At 67.5% G+C, this 15,012-nt stretch carries 16 protein-coding genes; 10 read left to right on the forward strand and 6 right to left on the reverse strand.

Going from position 1 to position 15,012, the window contains the following annotated elements; genetic code table 11:
- Positions 1–12 precede the first annotated feature (12 nt).
- Together AC1Z3W_RS22300 and AC1Z3W_RS22305 are read left to right on the forward strand one after the other, a co-directional pair.
- The gene (locus AC1Z3W_RS22300) at positions 13–561 is read left to right on the forward strand and encodes a pilus assembly PilX family protein (RefSeq protein WP_483508464.1); all 549 of its coding nucleotides are present in this window, start codon (positions 13–15) and stop codon (positions 559–561) included.
- Positions 558–1,010 (forward strand): type IV pilin protein, encoded by a 453-nt coding sequence (locus tag AC1Z3W_RS22305; RefSeq protein WP_483508465.1) that lies wholly within the window; start codon positions 558–560, stop codon positions 1,008–1,010. Before AC1Z3W_RS22300 ends, AC1Z3W_RS22305 begins: the two co-directional genes overlap by 4 nt.
- A 73-nt stretch (positions 1,011–1,083) precedes the next feature.
- Here the strand turns inward: AC1Z3W_RS22305 and AC1Z3W_RS22310 are convergent, their stop codons facing one another.
- The 3 genes from AC1Z3W_RS22310 to AC1Z3W_RS22320 all read right to left on the reverse strand — a co-directional run bounded on the left by AC1Z3W_RS22310 (position 1,084) and on the right by AC1Z3W_RS22320 (position 2,385).
- The gene (locus tag AC1Z3W_RS22310) at positions 1,084–1,527 is read right to left on the reverse strand and encodes a DUF3318 domain-containing protein (protein WP_124835142.1); all 444 of its coding nucleotides are present in this window, start codon (positions 1,525–1,527) and stop codon (positions 1,084–1,086) included.
- A gap of 43 nt (positions 1,528–1,570) precedes the next feature.
- Positions 1,571–1,960 carry a phage holin family protein gene (locus tag AC1Z3W_RS22315; protein ID WP_057926170.1) on the reverse strand — a complete coding sequence of 130 codons (390 nt, stop codon included), beginning with the start codon at positions 1,958–1,960 and terminating at the stop codon, positions 1,571–1,573.
- 122 nt (positions 1,961–2,082) lie between these two features.
- The gene (locus tag AC1Z3W_RS22320) at positions 2,083–2,385 is read right to left on the reverse strand and encodes an ElaB/YgaM/YqjD family protein (RefSeq protein ID WP_483508467.1); all 303 of its coding nucleotides are present in this window, start codon (positions 2,383–2,385) and stop codon (positions 2,083–2,085) included.
- Positions 2,386–2,700: 315 nt separating this feature from the next.
- On the opposite strand from AC1Z3W_RS22320, the gene AC1Z3W_RS22325 reads away from it, so the two are divergent.
- Positions 2,701–3,339: a peroxiredoxin gene (locus AC1Z3W_RS22325; RefSeq protein WP_034182833.1), complete on the forward strand. Its 639-nt coding sequence runs from the start codon at positions 2,701–2,703 to the stop codon at positions 3,337–3,339.
- Between the two features lie 141 nt (positions 3,340–3,480).
- Here AC1Z3W_RS22325 and AC1Z3W_RS22330 read toward each other — a convergent pair whose 3' ends face one another.
- Entirely contained in the window at positions 3,481–4,668 is a 1,188-nt protein-coding gene (locus tag AC1Z3W_RS22330; protein WP_057926169.1) for an acyl-CoA dehydrogenase, read from the reverse strand.
- A 128-nt stretch (positions 4,669–4,796) separates the two neighbouring features.
- On the opposite strand from AC1Z3W_RS22330, the gene AC1Z3W_RS22335 reads away from it, so the two are divergent.
- Together AC1Z3W_RS22335 and AC1Z3W_RS22340 are read left to right on the forward strand one after the other, a co-directional pair.
- Complete coding sequence (locus AC1Z3W_RS22335) at positions 4,797–5,588, forward strand: IclR family transcriptional regulator (RefSeq protein WP_057926168.1); 792 nt, start codon at positions 4,797–4,799, stop codon at positions 5,586–5,588.
- Between the two features lie 126 nt (positions 5,589–5,714).
- Complete coding sequence (locus AC1Z3W_RS22340) at positions 5,715–6,125, forward strand: GFA family protein (RefSeq protein WP_057926222.1); 411 nt, start codon at positions 5,715–5,717, stop codon at positions 6,123–6,125.
- 189 nt (positions 6,126–6,314) lie between these two features.
- Here the strand turns inward: AC1Z3W_RS22340 and AC1Z3W_RS22345 are convergent, their stop codons facing one another.
- Positions 6,315–7,118, reverse strand: a complete 804-nt coding sequence (locus AC1Z3W_RS22345; RefSeq protein ID WP_057926167.1) for an EAL domain-containing protein — start codon at positions 7,116–7,118, stop codon at positions 6,315–6,317.
- A 379-nt stretch (positions 7,119–7,497) separates the two neighbouring features.
- Here AC1Z3W_RS22345 and AC1Z3W_RS22350 point away from each other — a divergent pair, with 379 nt between their 5' ends.
- The 5 genes from AC1Z3W_RS22350 to fahA are packed head-to-tail and all read left to right on the forward strand — an operon-like array spanning position 7,498 to position 13,455.
- A complete protein-coding gene (locus AC1Z3W_RS22350) occupies positions 7,498–9,174 on the forward strand; it encodes an FAD-dependent oxidoreductase (protein WP_483508469.1) in 1,677 nt (558 codons plus the stop codon).
- Positions 9,175–9,215: 41 nt separating this feature from the next.
- Positions 9,216–9,446 carry a DUF2783 domain-containing protein gene (locus AC1Z3W_RS22355; protein ID WP_124496955.1) on the forward strand — a complete coding sequence of 77 codons (231 nt, stop codon included), beginning with the start codon at positions 9,216–9,218 and terminating at the stop codon, positions 9,444–9,446.
- Positions 9,443–10,804 (forward strand): MFS transporter, encoded by a 1,362-nt coding sequence (locus AC1Z3W_RS22360; protein WP_175826976.1) that lies wholly within the window; start codon positions 9,443–9,445, stop codon positions 10,802–10,804. Before AC1Z3W_RS22355 ends, AC1Z3W_RS22360 begins: the two co-directional genes overlap by 4 nt.
- 15 nt (positions 10,805–10,819) lie before the next feature.
- Positions 10,820–12,154 (forward strand): homogentisate 1,2-dioxygenase, encoded by a 1,335-nt coding sequence (gene hmgA, locus AC1Z3W_RS22365; RefSeq protein ID WP_124835137.1) that lies wholly within the window; start codon positions 10,820–10,822, stop codon positions 12,152–12,154.
- On the forward strand, positions 12,151–13,455 hold the full coding sequence (gene fahA / locus AC1Z3W_RS22370) for a fumarylacetoacetase (protein ID WP_483508470.1): 1,305 nt from the start codon (positions 12,151–12,153) through the stop codon (positions 13,453–13,455). Before hmgA ends, fahA begins: the two co-directional genes overlap by 4 nt.
- Before the next feature lie 141 nt (positions 13,456–13,596).
- On the opposite strand, the gene AC1Z3W_RS22375 is transcribed toward fahA, so the two are convergent.
- The gene (locus AC1Z3W_RS22375) at positions 13,597–14,757 is read right to left on the reverse strand and encodes an MFS transporter (RefSeq protein ID WP_124835135.1); all 1,161 of its coding nucleotides are present in this window, start codon (positions 14,755–14,757) and stop codon (positions 13,597–13,599) included.
- Between the last annotated feature and the right edge of the window lie 255 nt (positions 14,758–15,012).

Below are 15,012 nucleotides of genomic sequence, written 5' to 3' on the forward strand. Positions count from 1 at the left end.
GGCGGAGGCCTCATGTTGAGCCGCGGAGCAGCGCGCACGCGCATTCTGTCCGGCACTCGCAGGCGGCGTCGCGACGCGGGCCTTGCGTTGCCTGCCGTGATCGCGGTCGGTGCAGCGGTCGCCGCGCTCACCGGCACGTGGTTCGAATCCGCACTGACGGAATCCCGCCGCACGCGTGCACTGTCCGACCGGCTGATTGCGTTTCACGCGGCCGATGCGGCACTGACAGCCTGCACTGCGCGATTGCTTCGCGGCGGCGCGCCGTACATGGACGAACCGGCATCATCCGCTGAGCCGGATGCATGGCGGCGAACGCCTGCGCTGGGCGCCGCCGAAGCGTTCGCCCCGTTCGCGTCCTGGCCGATGGCGGCGCAGCCGCCGCGTTGCCTGATCGAAGCCTGGCGAGGCGTCGGTCCGCAAGGTAGTCGCGCTTACCTCGTGACCGCACGTGGCGTCGGCGGCCATGCGTCGAGCGTGGTCTGGCTGCAGAGCCAGGTTGCGCTGCGCGATGGACGCATCGTTGCGCAGCGCTGGCGTCGCGTCGCGGCGGTGCATCGATGAAACGGCCTGCGCTGATGCACCGATCGGCGGCGTTCACGTTGCTCGAACTGATGATCGTGCTCGCGATCGTCGCCGTGCTGGCCGCGTGGGGTATTCCTTCGTATCGCGAGCATGTCGCTCGCGCGCATCGCGCATCCGCGGTTGCCGCACTGTATCGCGCCGCCCAGTATCTCGAAACGCTCGACGGCCCACCACCGCGGACGTTGCCGGACGCATATGCGCAGGCGCCGCCGGACGGGCCGGCAGTCTATCGCGTGGCGCTGCAACGATCGGTTGGCGACGATGCGCCGGTCGTCTACGAACTCGTTGCGAGCCCGCTCGATGCAGGCCCGATGCGCGACGACGCATGCGGCGCATTCACGCTGCGTTCGGACGGGACGAAAGGCAATGCGGGATCGAATGACGGGGAGACCGATGTACGGGACCGGACATGCTGGGGCGTGCGCTGATCGCCCGATAACGCACGGAAAACCCGCAAAACACGCGCAACGGCGTGGGGCCGTGCGCGTCTGTCGTTACGTGTCAGTCGTCGCTCGCGGCAGTTTCGCGCTCGTCGCGCGACTGTTTCCAGATCCGGTAGACCTCCCACGCGGCGAAGCCGACGGTGCCCCACTTCAGCGCGGGGCCCGCGCTCGCGCGCAGAAGCGAGCGAACGGGTTTCGCCAGCACGAGCGATGCGAGCGAACTCAACATCGGATACTGGTTCACGAGTTGGCCGAGGCTCGCATTCAGGTTCTTGGCGGACTGGCTGAACTTGCCGCTCGACATGCCGGGAATGAACACCTTGAGCCAGCTGAAGCGCGTGACGGCGTGGCGCATTTCGGTGGCGGCTTCGGCAAGCTCGAGCCGCTCGACCTCGGATCGCAGGATCAGCAATTCCTTGCGGAGCGCGCGATGCTGCGACGCGCTCCAGTTCGATCGCGACGAATGGGGGCGGGGTGAATTGCCCGTGACGTTCTGGCTCATGGCGCGTCGGCGAAATAGGTGAGAGGGGTGAGCGCGACTGCGTTCACGGCTTGCCGCGGAAAATTTCGCGGTCTTTCTCGAGCTCGGCGAGCGTGGCTTCGAACACGGTCGGCGCTTCGCGCAGGCCCGAACGCGCCTTCAGCGCACATGCGATGCCAGCGATCGCGTACAGCGCGGTGATGGCCGCGAGCGACTGCCAGCGATAGGTGTCCCAGAACGCGATCGCGACGAGCACGGTCAGGCTGATCAGTGCCATCGTCGCGAGCATCATGGCCGCGAGCCCGAGGAACAGCACGCCCATCAGGCGTTCCTTCTCCTCGGCGAGCTCGATGCCCACCAGTTCGAGGCGCGTTTGCAGGAGGCCGATCGCGGAGCCGACGAGGCGGCGCAGCGGTCCCTGGCCGGACGGCTGCGGGTGAGTGTCTGTCGTCATGGATGAGGCGCTTGCGCGCGCAGTGAGCGGCTAGGTCAAAGCAGCCGGTGGCGAACCACCGGCTGGCTTCGGCGCCCATGTACCGCCCGGGCGGCACATGGGGCGGAACGGCGCTGAGCGCGTTACTTGCGGTTGACCAGCAGACCGATCAGCACGCCGACGCCGGCGGCGATGCTGATCGACGTCCACGGATGCTCGTGCACGTAATCGTCGGTCGCGCGTGCGGCCTTCTTGCCTTTCTCGACCACCACGACCTGAACGTCGGTTGCCTTTTCCTTGGCCTGCTTCAGGCGCGACATGGCTTTCTCGCGCAGCTCGGCCGCACGGTCGCCCGTGCTGCTCGCTGCCTGCTTGAGCAGATCCTCGGCGTCCGCGAGAACGGTTTTGATATCCGACATCAGTTTCTCCTTGTTGATTTCCGACATTGCAACTCCCTTCATGCTGTCATGCTGCAGGTTCATATCGTAGCGAAACCCCTGCCTGCTGGCGAGCCGGGAAGACACACGGCGGTGCAAGACCGCATGGTAAACGACTCGTAATCATCAACAGAGCCGCAAACCGTGCGAAAAGTTTCCATCGCGGCCGTCCGTCCTGCTCCGGCATCGGGTAAAAATGACAAAAAAGTATGAATATCAAACGGAATAATCGTTCGCGCGGCCCATTGCTTCCCGGTAAGCTGATGGACTGTCCCGCGCCGATCGCGCGCGGTTTTAACCAGCATCGTTCGAGGAGGGAACATCATGAGTCTGCGTCTTGGTGACATCGCACCGGATTTCGAGCAGGAATCGAGCCTGGGTCCCATCAAGTTTCACGAGTGGCTGGGCGACAGCTGGGGTGTTCTGTTCTCGCACCCGGCCGACTACACGCCGGTGTGCACGACTGAACTCGGGCTGACCTCGAAGCTGAAGGGCGAATTCGAGAAACGTAACGTGAAGGTGATCGCGCTGTCGGTCGACGGCGTCGAATCGCACAAGGGCTGGATCAACGATATCAACGAAACGCAGTCGACGGTCGTCGGTTTCCCGATCATCGCCGACGCGGACCGCAAGGTTTCGCAGCTGTACGACATGATCCACCCGAACGCGAACGAAACGCTGACGGTGCGCTCGCTGTTCGTGATCGACCCGAACAAGAAGGTGCGGCTCACCATCACCTATCCGGCCAGCACGGGACGTAACTTCGACGAAGTGCTGCGCGTGATCGACTCGCTGCAACTGACCGACAACTACAAGGTCGCGACGCCCGGCAACTGGAAGGATGGCGACGACGTCGTGATCGTGCCGTCGCTGCAGGATCCGGAAGAGCTGAAGAAACGCTTCCCGAAGGGTTTCAACGCCGTGCGTCCGTACCTGCGCCTCACGCCGCAGCCGAACAAGTAAGCAGCGGCTGCCAAATCGGCGGCGCGTGACGCACGCGCGCGCCGATGCACACGGCCCGCCCGGCAGTGATGCCGGGCGGGCCGTGTGGTTTCAGCGTGTGCGATGCGACGCGAAGCGCAGCCGCGTATCGGACGCGAATGATCAGAAGAATGCCTGGATGCCCGTTTGCGCGCGGCCGAGAATCAGCGCGTGGATGTCGTGCGTGCCTTCGTACGTGTTGACCACCTCGAGGTTCACGAGGTGGCGCGCGACGCCGAATTCGTCCGAGATGCCGTTGCCGCCGAGCATGTCGCGCGCGAGCCGCGCGATGTCGAGCGCCTTGCCGCACGAGTTGCGCTTCATGATCGACGTAATCTCGACGGCCGCCGTGCCTTCGTCCTTCATCCGGCCGAGACGCAGCACGCCCTGCAGGCCGAGCGTGATCTCGGTCTGCATGTCGGCGAGCTTCTTCTGGATCAGCTGGTTCGCGGCGAGCGGCCGGCCGAACTGCTTGCGATCGAGCACGTACTGGCGCGCGGTGTGCCAGCACGACTCGGCCGCGCCGAGCGCGCCCCACGCGATGCCGTAGCGTGCCGAGTTCAGGCACGTGAACGGGCCGCGCAGGCCGCTCACGTTCGGCATCAGGTTCTCTTCGGGCACGAACACCTCGTCGAGGACGATCTCGCCGGTGATCGACGCACGCAGCCCGACCTTGCCGTGGATCGCCGGCGCGGACAGGCCCTTCCAGCCTTTTTCGAGGATGAAGCCGCGGATCGCGTCCTTGCCGTCTTCTTCCAGCTTTGCCCACACGACGAACACGTCGGCGATCGGCGAGTTGGTGATCCACATCTTCGCGCCGGACAGCGAATAACCGCCGGGCACCTTCTTCGCGCGCGTGACCATGCTGCCCGGGTCGGAGCCGTGGTTCGGCTCGGTCAGCCCGAAGCAGCCGATCCATTCGCCGGTCACGAGCTTCGGCAGGTATTTCTGCTTCTGCGCGTCGGAGCCGAATTCGAAGATCGGCACCATCACGAGCGACGACTGCACGGACATCATCGAGCGGTAGCCGGAGTCGACGCGCTCGACTTCGCGCGCGATCAGGCCGTAGCTCACGTAATTGAGACCAGGGCCGCCGTATTCTTCCGGAATCGTCGGGCCGAGCAGGCCGACTTCACCCATCTCGCGGAAGATCTCGGCGTCGGTGCGTTCATGGCGGAACGCCTCGGTGACGCGCGGCGCGAGCTTGTCCTGCGCGTATGCGTGCGCGGCATCGCGCACCATCCGCTCTTCTTCGGTCAGTTGCTGGTCGAGCAGCAGCGGATCATCCCAATGAAAAGTTGCGGCGCCCATCGTGTCATCTCCTGTCTGTCAGGTCCCGGGCTGGCGCTTCGCCGCCCGGCCCGGTGTCTAAAGTTCGCTTGACTGAAGTTCCGCTGTGCGGAACAATGTTTTGCAAATTGAACCCAGTGTAGCATCCCATGACGCTTTCAACCATCGACGAAACCACGATCGACGAACGCAAGTTCGTCGTTGCGCTCGCGCGCGGGCTCGACCTGCTGCGCGCATTCCGGCCCGGCGAGACGATGCTGGGCAATCGCGACTTCGCGGAGCGCACCGGGCTGCCGAAGGCGACGGTGAACCGGCTCGCCTACACGCTGACCGTGCTCGGCTACCTGCGCTACGACGAGACGCTCGGAAAGTATGCGCTCGACGCCGGCGTGCTGTCGCTCGGCTACGCGCTGCTGTCCGGCTCGGGGACGATCGATCTCGCGCGGCCGCACATGCAGGCGCTCGCGCGCGAGATCGGCGCGGCCGTGTCGCTCGGCTGCCGCGACGGGCTCGACATGATCTACCTGGAGACGATCCGCAGCGAAACCGCGCTGACGCTCGGGCTCGCGCCAGGCTCGCGGCTGTCGATGCTGACGAGCTCGATGGGGCGCGCTTACCTGGCCGTGCAGCCGGAGGACGTGCGCCGCGCGCTCTATGCGGACCTGCACCGGGCAGCCGGCGGCGCGGCCGACGCGGATGCGCTCGTCGCGGCCGCGCAGCATGCGGTGGCCGAGTTCTCCGACGGCGGATGCTGTTATTCGTTTCGCGCGTGGCACATGGACGTGAATGCGGCGGCCGTGCCGTTTCGCGAGCCGCGCGAAGGGCGCTGGCTGATCCTGAGCTGCAGCGGGCCCGCGTCGTCGATGGACGAGGACGTGTTCCGCACGCAGGTCGGGCCGAAGCTGAAGGCGCTCGCGCAGCGGCTCGGGCAGACGGCCTGAGACGGGCGCGGCGCGCCGGTGCGTTGCCGGTTCTCCGGAACGGAGAAGCGCGTGGCCGCCGGTTGCATCGCGCGTGAACGGCGCTCATCATCGTTCGCCAGCTTCCCGACGATGACGAGGTTCGCGATGCCACATCCGGAAACGATGGAAGGCGGTTGCGCATGCGGTGCGATCCGCTACCGGATCGCCGGCATTCCGGCCGACGCCGGCTTCTGCCATTGCCGGCTCTGCCAGCGCACGACAGGTGCGGCGGTCGTCGCGTCGGCATCGGTGCCGATCGACGCATTCGAGTACCTGCAGGGCGAGCCGACGGTCTATGCGTCGAGCGCGTGGGGCGAGCGGCGCTTCTGCGGCCGCTGCGGCGCGCAGCTCGAGTACCGGCTGGCCGATGCGCCGACGACCGTGGAAATCAACTCCGCGACGCTCGACGAGCCGTCGCGGCTGCGTCCCGCGTGGCATGTCTGGTACGGGGATCGTTTCCCGGGCATCGAGATCGACGACGATCTGCCGAAATACGACGACGGTGGACGAGCGTAGGCGACCGGAAGCGGCGATGCGCCGGCATCGAACCCGCGATCAAGCGCATTCGCCCGTTCCGCACGAACGGACAGGAAACCGGCCGGCATCGCGTGACGCTGCCCGCTGACACACGATTCCGAAGCCATACGCCATCGGAATCCACCATCCGGCGCGGCGCGCCCCGCGCGCGCCTGTCACCCGTCCGGCTCAGGCCGTGACGACCTTCGCGAACACCGGCCCCTGCATGAACCGCACGTCGTGCTGGCGCAGCAGCTCGCACTGCGTCTCGTCGACGACGCCGTCGAAGATCAGCGGAATCCGCACGCGCTGCGCATACGCGACCAGCGCCTTCACCATCCCGTCGCGCAGCGCGATGCCCGCATCTATCTTGATGTAGTCGGGCCGTGCCATCTCCGATTCGACCGCGAGGATCCGGCCCGGGTCGGGCAGCTTGTCCGCGACCTTGAAGCCGTGATGCTGGTAGCTGCGCGTCAGGTAGCCGAGGAAGGTCTTGTGCGCGACCGCGACCGACGGCAGCTCGATCACGATCCGCTCGGCCGGCAGCCCGAAACGCTGCAGCACCGACGAGAAATGCTTGCCGTGGTCGTACTTCACGCTCTTGAGCAGCCGCTCGTGCACGCGCAGGAACAGCAGCCCGTGGCGTTGCGCGCCGAAGAAGTTGATCGCATGCAGCGCGCGCGACAGCCGGTCGATCGCGACGAGCGTCTGATCGTCGACGGCCGAGTCGACCGGATCGTGCGGCGCACCCGTGGCCAGCGTGACGGCCTGGAAGCCGAGTTCGTCGCCGTAGCGCTCGATCGCATCCGCGAACGACGTCGACTGTGGTGCGCCGGGCATCGTTACGTCGTAGATCGGTTCGTAGGCACTCGCGAGCGTGCGCTCGGGCAGATTCGCGCACGCGGTGCCGCCGTCGGCAAGCGCGAGGTGTTCCCGCAGATAAGGCAGTTGCCCGGCACGGGCGACCAGCTCGGGAATGTTGGGCGGAATCATCGGCTTGGCAAGGAAAAATGGCGGCCGAAAGGGCCGCCTCATGTCTTGATATTAGCAGTGCGCGCCCGGCTCGGCTTGGCGTTTCGCTCATATGGTTATCCCGTCCTTGAGACGATGGCTAGGGTTTACGTTGATTTCACTATTCGTAATTGGTTTTACTATTCGTAAATCCAAGGATTTGTCGCCGATCAAGAAACGCGGCGTTCGGGCGTCGGGAACGGCGCCGTTTCCCGAATCGGATCAACAGGAAGCAAGGAGCGAGACGTGGCGGTTGACAGGAAGTGGGCTGAGCAGGGCGGGCCGCGGCAGCGGCGGGCAACGTGCGCGAGCGGAACGACGCTGCGCGCGCCGGCGTGCGCGCGGCAGGGCTGAGGAGCGGATGGCGACCATGAGCATCGATTACCAGACGCTGAAGTTCGAGTACCGGCCGCGCGCGATGCGGGCTGCCGGCCATGACGCGGCCATCCATCCGGTGATCGTCGTCGGCGCGGGCCCGGTGGGCCTGTCGGCCGCGATCGATCTGGCGCAGCAAGGCGTGCCGGTCTTGCTGCTCGACGACGACGACACGCTGTCGACGGGCTCGCGCGCGATCTGCTTCGCGAAGCGCACGCTCGAGATCTTCGACCGGCTCGGCTGCGGCGAGCGCTTCGTCGACAAGGGCGTGAGCTGGCACGTCGGCAAGGTGTTCCTGCAGGACGAACAGCTCTACGCGTTCGACCTGCTGCCCGAGGAAGGGCATGCGCGCCCCGCGTTCATCAACCTGCAGCAGTACTACGTCGAAGGCTACCTGGCCGAGCGCGCGTTCGAACTGCCGAACCTCGAGATCCGCTGGAAGCACAAGGTGACGGGCGTCGCGCAGTCGGCGGACCACGCGGCGCTGACCGTCGAGACGCCGGAAGGCATCGAGACGCTGCGCGCGCAGTACGTGATCGCGGCCGACGGCTCGCGCAGCCCGATGCGCGCGGCGATGGGCCTCGAGAGCCGCGGCCGCACGTTCAAGGATCGCTTCCTGATCGCCGACGTGAAGATGAAGGCGGAATTCCCGACCGAGCGCTGGTTCTGGTTCGACCCGCCGTTTCACCGCAACCAGTCGGTGCTGCTGCATCGCCAGCCCGACAACGTGTGGCGCATCGACTTCCAGCTCGGCTGGGACGCCGATCCGGTCGCCGAGAAGCAGCCGGAGCGCGTGATTCCGCGCGTGCGTGCGCTGCTCGGGCCGGAGGTCGAGTTCGAACTGGAATGGGTGAGCGTCTATACGTTCCGCTGCCAGCGGATGGATACGTTCCGTCACGGCCGCGTGCTGTTTGCGGGCGATTCCGCGCACGGCGTGTCGCCGTTCGGCGCGCGCGGCGCGAACAGCGGCGTGCAGGATGCGGACAACCTCGCGTGGAAGCTGAAGCTCGTGCTCGACGGCCGCGCGGACGATCGCCTGCTCGACACCTATGCGAGCGAGCGCGAGTTCGCGGCCGACGAGAACATCCGCAATTCGACGCGCTCGACCGACTTCATCACGCCGAAGAGCGCGGTGTCGCGCGTGTTCCGCGACGCGACGCTGAAGCTCGCACGCGACTGCGAGTTCGCACGCAAGCTGGTGAACAGCGGACGCCTGTCGGTGCCGGCCGTGCTGGCCGATTCGCCGCTGAACACGCCGGACCGCAACGGCGACGCGTTCACGTGCGCGATGCGCCCGGGCGCGGCGGCGGCCGATGCGCCGGTGCGCACGCAGGGGGCGTCGGGTTGGCTGCTGCCGCATCTGGGCGATGGCTTCGCGGGCGTGCTGTTCGGGCTGCCGGGAGACGCGGCCGCGCTCGCGCAGGTGCTCGACGGCCTCGCGCTGCCGGTGCGGCCCGTGCTGGTCGTGCCGGCCGGGCATGCGCAACCGGTGGCCGGTGTCGACGTCGTGGAGGACGTCGACGGTTTTGCCGCGCAACGCTACGACGCGCGGCCCGGCACGTTCTACCTGCTGCGCCCCGACCAGCACGTGTGCGCCCGGATGCGCGCGCTCGATCGTCAGGCGATCGCCGACGCACTGGCGCGCGCGACCTGCGCACGCTGAACACCGCATTGGACCCGACAACGACACCGGAGACACCCGTCATGCCCCGACTCGATACCCGCCCGCGCCTGGCCGATCCGGACGCGTTCTACGAAGCGCTGATCGACATGCATCGCGACCTGTCGGACGCCGACAGCCAACTCGTCAACGCGAAGCTGATCCTGCTGCTCGCGAACCAGATCGGCGACGCCGACGTGCTGCGCGAAGCGATGGCGCTCGCGCGCCAGGGCGTGAGCCCGCCCGTGCATCCGGCCGCCGAGGTGGCGCAATGAGCGCGGCGCCGGCCGATGCGCGCGTGCTCGAAGTCGAGCGCGTGATCGACGAGACCCATTGCCCGGGCTTTCACTGGATGCTGCTCGTGTTGTGCGGGCTGTGCCTCGTGATCGACGGTTTCGATGCGCAGGCGATGGGTTATGTCGCACCGAGCGTGATCGCCGAATGGGGTGTGCCGAAGCAGGCGCTTGGGCCCGTGTTCAGCGCGAGCCTGTTCGGGATGCTGCTCGGCGCGCTCGGACTGTCGGTACTCGCCGACCGGATCGGGCGGCGCCCGGTGCTGATCGGCTCGACGCTGTTTTTCGCGGTGACGATGCTCGCGACGCCGTTCGCGGGTTCGATCCCGGTGCTGATGGCGCTGCGCTTCGTCACGGGCCTCGGCCTCGGCTGCATCATGCCGAACGCGATGGCGCTGGTCGGCGAGTTCAGCCCGGCCACGCATCGCGTGAAGCGGATGATGATCGTGTCGTGCGGCTTCACGCTCGGCGCCGCGCTCGGCGGTTTCATCAGCGCCGCGCTGATTCCGGCGCTCGGCTGGCGCTCGGTGTTCTTCGTCGGCGGCGCGGTGCCGCTCGTGCTGACGATCGCGATGCTCGCACGGCTGCCCGAGTCGCTGCAGTTCCTCGTGCTGAAAGGGCGCGATGCGCAGGCACGCGACTGGCTCGCGCGCTTCGCGCCGCAGGCCGGCATCGATGCGAACACGCGCCTCGTCGTGCGCGAGCGAGCCGCAACCGGCGCGCCGGTCGCCGAGCTGTTCAGCCACGGACGCCTGCCGGTCACGCTGCTGTTGTGGGCCATCAGCTTCATGAACCTGATCGACCTGTACTTCCTGTCGAACTGGCTGCCGACCGTGATGCGCGACGCGGGTTACTCGCCCGGCACGGCGGTGATCGTCGGCACGGTGCTGCAGACGGGCGGCGTGATCGGCACGCTGTCGCTCGGCTGGTTCATCGAACGCTACGGCTTCGTGCGCGTGCTGTTCGCATGCTTTGCCTGCGCGGCCGTGTCGGTCGGGCTGATCGGCTCGGTCGCGCATGCGCTGCCGTGGCTGCTGCTCGTCGTGTTCGCGGGCGGATTCTGCGTGGTGGGTGGCCAGCCGGCCGTGAACGCACTCGCGGGCCAGTACTACCCGACGTCGCTGCGCTCGACCGGCATCGGCTGGAGTCTCGGCATCGGCCGGATCGGCTCGGTGCTCGGGCCGCTCGTCGGCGGACAACTGATTGCGCTCAACTGGACCAACGGCGCGCTGTTCCATGCGGCCGCGGTGCCCGTGCTGTGCTCGGCGCTGTTCGTGCTCGGGCTGGCCGGTGTGACGCGGCGCAACGGCGCGCAGGCGCCGAACGCCGCCATGAATTGATGGAGAAAGGAAACGATGACGTTTGACCTGTCGAAACCGGCAAGCGCCGGCTACCTGAGCGGCTTCGCGAACGAATTCGCGACCGAGGCGCTGCCCGGTGCGCTGCCGCACGGCCGCAACTCGCCGCAGCGCGCGCCGTACGGCCTGTATGCGGAGCAACTGTCGGGCACCGCGTTTACCGCGCCGCGCAGCCACAACCGCCGTTCGTGGCTGTACCGGATCCGGCCGGCGGCCGTGCACCGGCCGTTCGAGCCGCTCACGGGCCCGCAGCGGCTCGTGTCGGAGTTCGGCGATTCGGCCGACGTGCCGCCGACGCCCCCGAACCAGCTGCGTTGGGATCCGCTACCGATGCCGGTCGAGCCGACCGATTTCGTCGAAGGGCTCGTGACGATGGCCGGCAACGGCTCGGCGGCCGCGATGAACGGCTGCGCGATCCACCTGTATGCGGCGAACCGCTCGATGCGGGACCGCTTCTTCTATAGCGCGGACGGCGAACTGCTGATCGTGCCGCAGCAGGGGCGTCTCTTCATCGCGACCGAATTCGGCCGGCTCGACGTCGAGCCGTTCGAGATCGCGGTGATCCCGCGCGGCGTGCGCTTTTCCGTCGCGCTGCCGGACGGCGATGCGCGCGGCTATATCTGCGAGAACTTCGGCGCGCTGCTGCGCCTGCCGGATCTCGGCCCGATCGGCTCGAACGGGCTCGCGAACCCGCGCGACTTCCTGACGCCGCAGGCCGCGTACGAGGATCGCGAAGGCGCGTTCGAGCTGGTCGCGAAACTGAACGGGCGCCTGTGGCGCGCGGACATCGGCCATTCGCCGTTCGACGTCGTCGCGTGGCACGGCAACTATGCGCCGTACAAATACGACCTGCGCCTGTTCAACACGATCGGCTCGATCAGCTTCGACCATCCCGATCCGTCGATCTTCCTCGTGCTGCAGTCGCCCAGCGACACGCCGGGCGTCGACACCATCGACTTCGTGATCTTCCCGCCGCGCTGGCTCGCGGCCGAGGATACGTTCCGCCCGCCGTGGTTCCACCGCAACGTCGCGAGCGAGTTCATGGGGCTCGTGCACGGCGCGTACGACGCGAAGGCCGAAGGCTTCGTGCCGGGCGGCGCGAGCCTGCACAACTGCATGTCGGGCCACGGGCCCGACGCGGACACGTTCGAGAAGGCGTCGGCGGGCGACACGACGAAGCCGCACAAGGTCGACGCGACGATGGCGTTCATGTTCGAAACCCGCACGCTGATCCGGCCGACGCGTTACGCGCTCGACACCGCGCAGCTGCAGGCCGACTACTTCGAATGCTGGCAAGGCATCAAGAAACATTTCAATCCGGAGCAAAGATGAGCGACACCCAAGACTGGCGCGCGACGCTCGACCCGGCTCGCAAGAGCTGGGTCGACACGGCGAACGATTCCGCCTGCGATTTCCCGATCCAGAACCTGCCGTTCGGGATCTTCAGCGATGCGAAGCAGGCGGCGCGTCGTGCGGGCGTCGCGCTCGGCGACCAGATCGTCGATCTCGCCGCGCTCGCGCGTGCGGGCCTCGTGACGCTGCCGGCCAGCGCCGACGTGTTCGCCGCGCCGACGCTCAACGCGTTCATCGCGCTCGGCCGCGACGCATGGCGCAGCGTGCGCGTGCAGCTGTCGGACCTGTTCTCGCGCGACAACGCACGGTTGCGCGACGATGCGGCGCTGCGCGCACAAGTGCTCGTCGCGCAGCGCGACGCGACGCTGCATCTGCCGGTCGACATTCCCGGCTACACCGATTTCTATTCGTCGAAGGAGCATGCGACCAACGTCGGCTCGATGTTCCGCGATCCGAAGAATGCGCTGTTGCCGAACTGGTCGGAGATGCCGATCGGCTACAACGGCCGTGCGTCGTCGGTGGTCGTGAGCGGCACGCCGGTGCGGCGCCCGAACGGGCAACTGAAGCTGCCCGACCAGGAGCGCCCGGTGTTCGGCGCGTGCCGCAAGCTCGATATCGAACTGGAGACGGGCTTCATCGTCGGCTGCGGCAACGCGCTCGGCGAGCCGATCGCGTGCGAGGATGCCGAAGCGCACATCTTCGGGATGGTGCTGCTGAACGACTGGAGCGCGCGCGACATCCAGCAATGGGAATACGTGCCGCTCGGCCCGTTCAACGCGAAGACCTTCGCGACGACGATCTCGCCGTGGATCGTCACGCTCGACGCGCTCGAACCGTTCCGCGTCGCGCAGCCGGAGCAGTCGCCGCAGCCGCTCGCGTATCTGCGGCACGCGGGCAAGCATGCGTTCGACATCGCGCTCGAAGTGACGCTGCGCGCGGAGGGGGCCGCCGAAGCGACGTCGATCTGCCGTACCAACTTCAAGCACATGTACTGGACGATGGCGCAGCAGCTCGCGCATCACACGGTCGCGGGCTGCAACACGCGCGTCGGCGACCTGATGGGTTCGGGCACGATCAGCGGGCCGACGCAGGATTCGTTCGGCAGCCTGCTCGAACTGACGTGGAACGGCAAGGACCCGCTCGCGCTGAATGACGGCGGTAGTCGCACGTTCATCGAGGACGGCGACGAGCTCACGCTCGCGGGCTGGTGCCAGGGCGACGGCTATCGCGTCGGCTTCGGGGCGTGCGCCGGCACGATCCTGCCGGCACGTAGCGCATAATCGGCCGCGGCGCGATACGTCGCGCGTGATTCGCCGGAGCAGGGCGGCCCGCATTGCGCGGGCCGTTTTCGTTTGGGCGGCGGGCGGTGGTGATACGCAGACATGTCGACACTCCGACACGCCGAACGCCGAACGCCGGCGTCAGACCGCGCGCCGCAACGCGGCGCGTCGTTCCCACAGCGCGGCCGCGACGAACGCGGCGACGCAGACGACCAGCACGCCGATCAGCGCATGGCTGCCCAGTTGCTCCATCAATGCGCCGGCCACCAGCGGGCCGCCGAAACTCGCGGCGCTCCACGACGCCGACACGAGCGAGCTCGCGGTGACGAGCGCCGCGCCGCGAAAGCGTTCGCCGCACGCGACGAGCGACAGCGTGTAGATGCTGCCGGCCGCCGCGCCGAGCACGAACAGCAGCGGCCAGCACAGCCACGGATTCGCGATCACGAACGGCAGCAGCGGCAGGCCCGCGAGCACGATCCAGCCGGCGCCGAGGTGCACGCGTTCGCGGCCGAGCTTGTCCGCGAGCCAGCCGATCGGGAACTGCATCGCGGTGTCGCCAAACAGCATGATCGACGCGAGCAGCACGGCGGTCGCGCTCGCGACGCCGTGATCCATCGCGTAGAGCGGCAGCAGCGACAGCGCGAGCGTATCGAACAGCGCGAAGAAGCCGGTGCCGATGATCAGCGCCGGCATGCGCGGCAGCACGGCGAGCCAGTGATCGTGTTCCTCGCGATGCGCGTCGTCGCCGGCGAGCGGCGCGCGCCGGATCGTCGCGAGCGTTGGCAGCGCGAGCAGGAACAGCGCGCCGCACAGCGCGAAGCGGATGCTCGTCGCGCCGGCGATCTGGCTGACGAGCACGGGGCCGGCCATCTGGAACAGCGTGAAATTGGTCGCGTAGATCGCGACCACGCGGCCGCGCGTCGAATCGTCGGCGAGCTGGTTGACCCACGCCTCGCCGATCGTGAACAGCAGCATCAGCGCGGCACCGCACAGCACGCGCAGCACGCCCCAGACGATCAGGTTCGACGTGAACTGCATCAGCGCGGTGGCCGCGGCGAGCAGCACGACCGATACGACGATCGCGCGGCGTGCGCCGATGCGCCGCGCGAGCGCGGTGACGAACGGGACGATGGCGAGGCCGCCAAGTGCCTGCGCGGCCGTCAGCATGCCGACGACGTTGGTGCCGTGCCCGGCTTCGGTCAGCGCGAGCGCGGTGAGCGGCAGCGTGGCGCCGGTGCCGAGGCCGACGACCGCGACGCTCAGGATCAGTGCGAGGAAGTCGCGATTGAGAATGGCTTTCATCGGCCGCGATGCTACACCGCGGAACTTGAAAGGTCCATGAAGGCCGTCAGGTCTAGGGCGGGTTCCCCTGACTGGGAGAAATTCATAAATGGGGCTGGCCGCCAGAAGGGCCGATCGCCGCGTCATGCTCGTCGCGAATACATCGAGTATTCGCTTCGTCGCGATCCTTGCGCTCGGTCCTTCTGGCGGCCAGCGCAAGCCCGTTATTAGCGGGAACAGGCCCTATAGGAGTTGCGCACGCAACGATCGCGGCAG

It is taken from the genome of Burkholderia sp. 10_S31, from assembly GCF_056930375.1.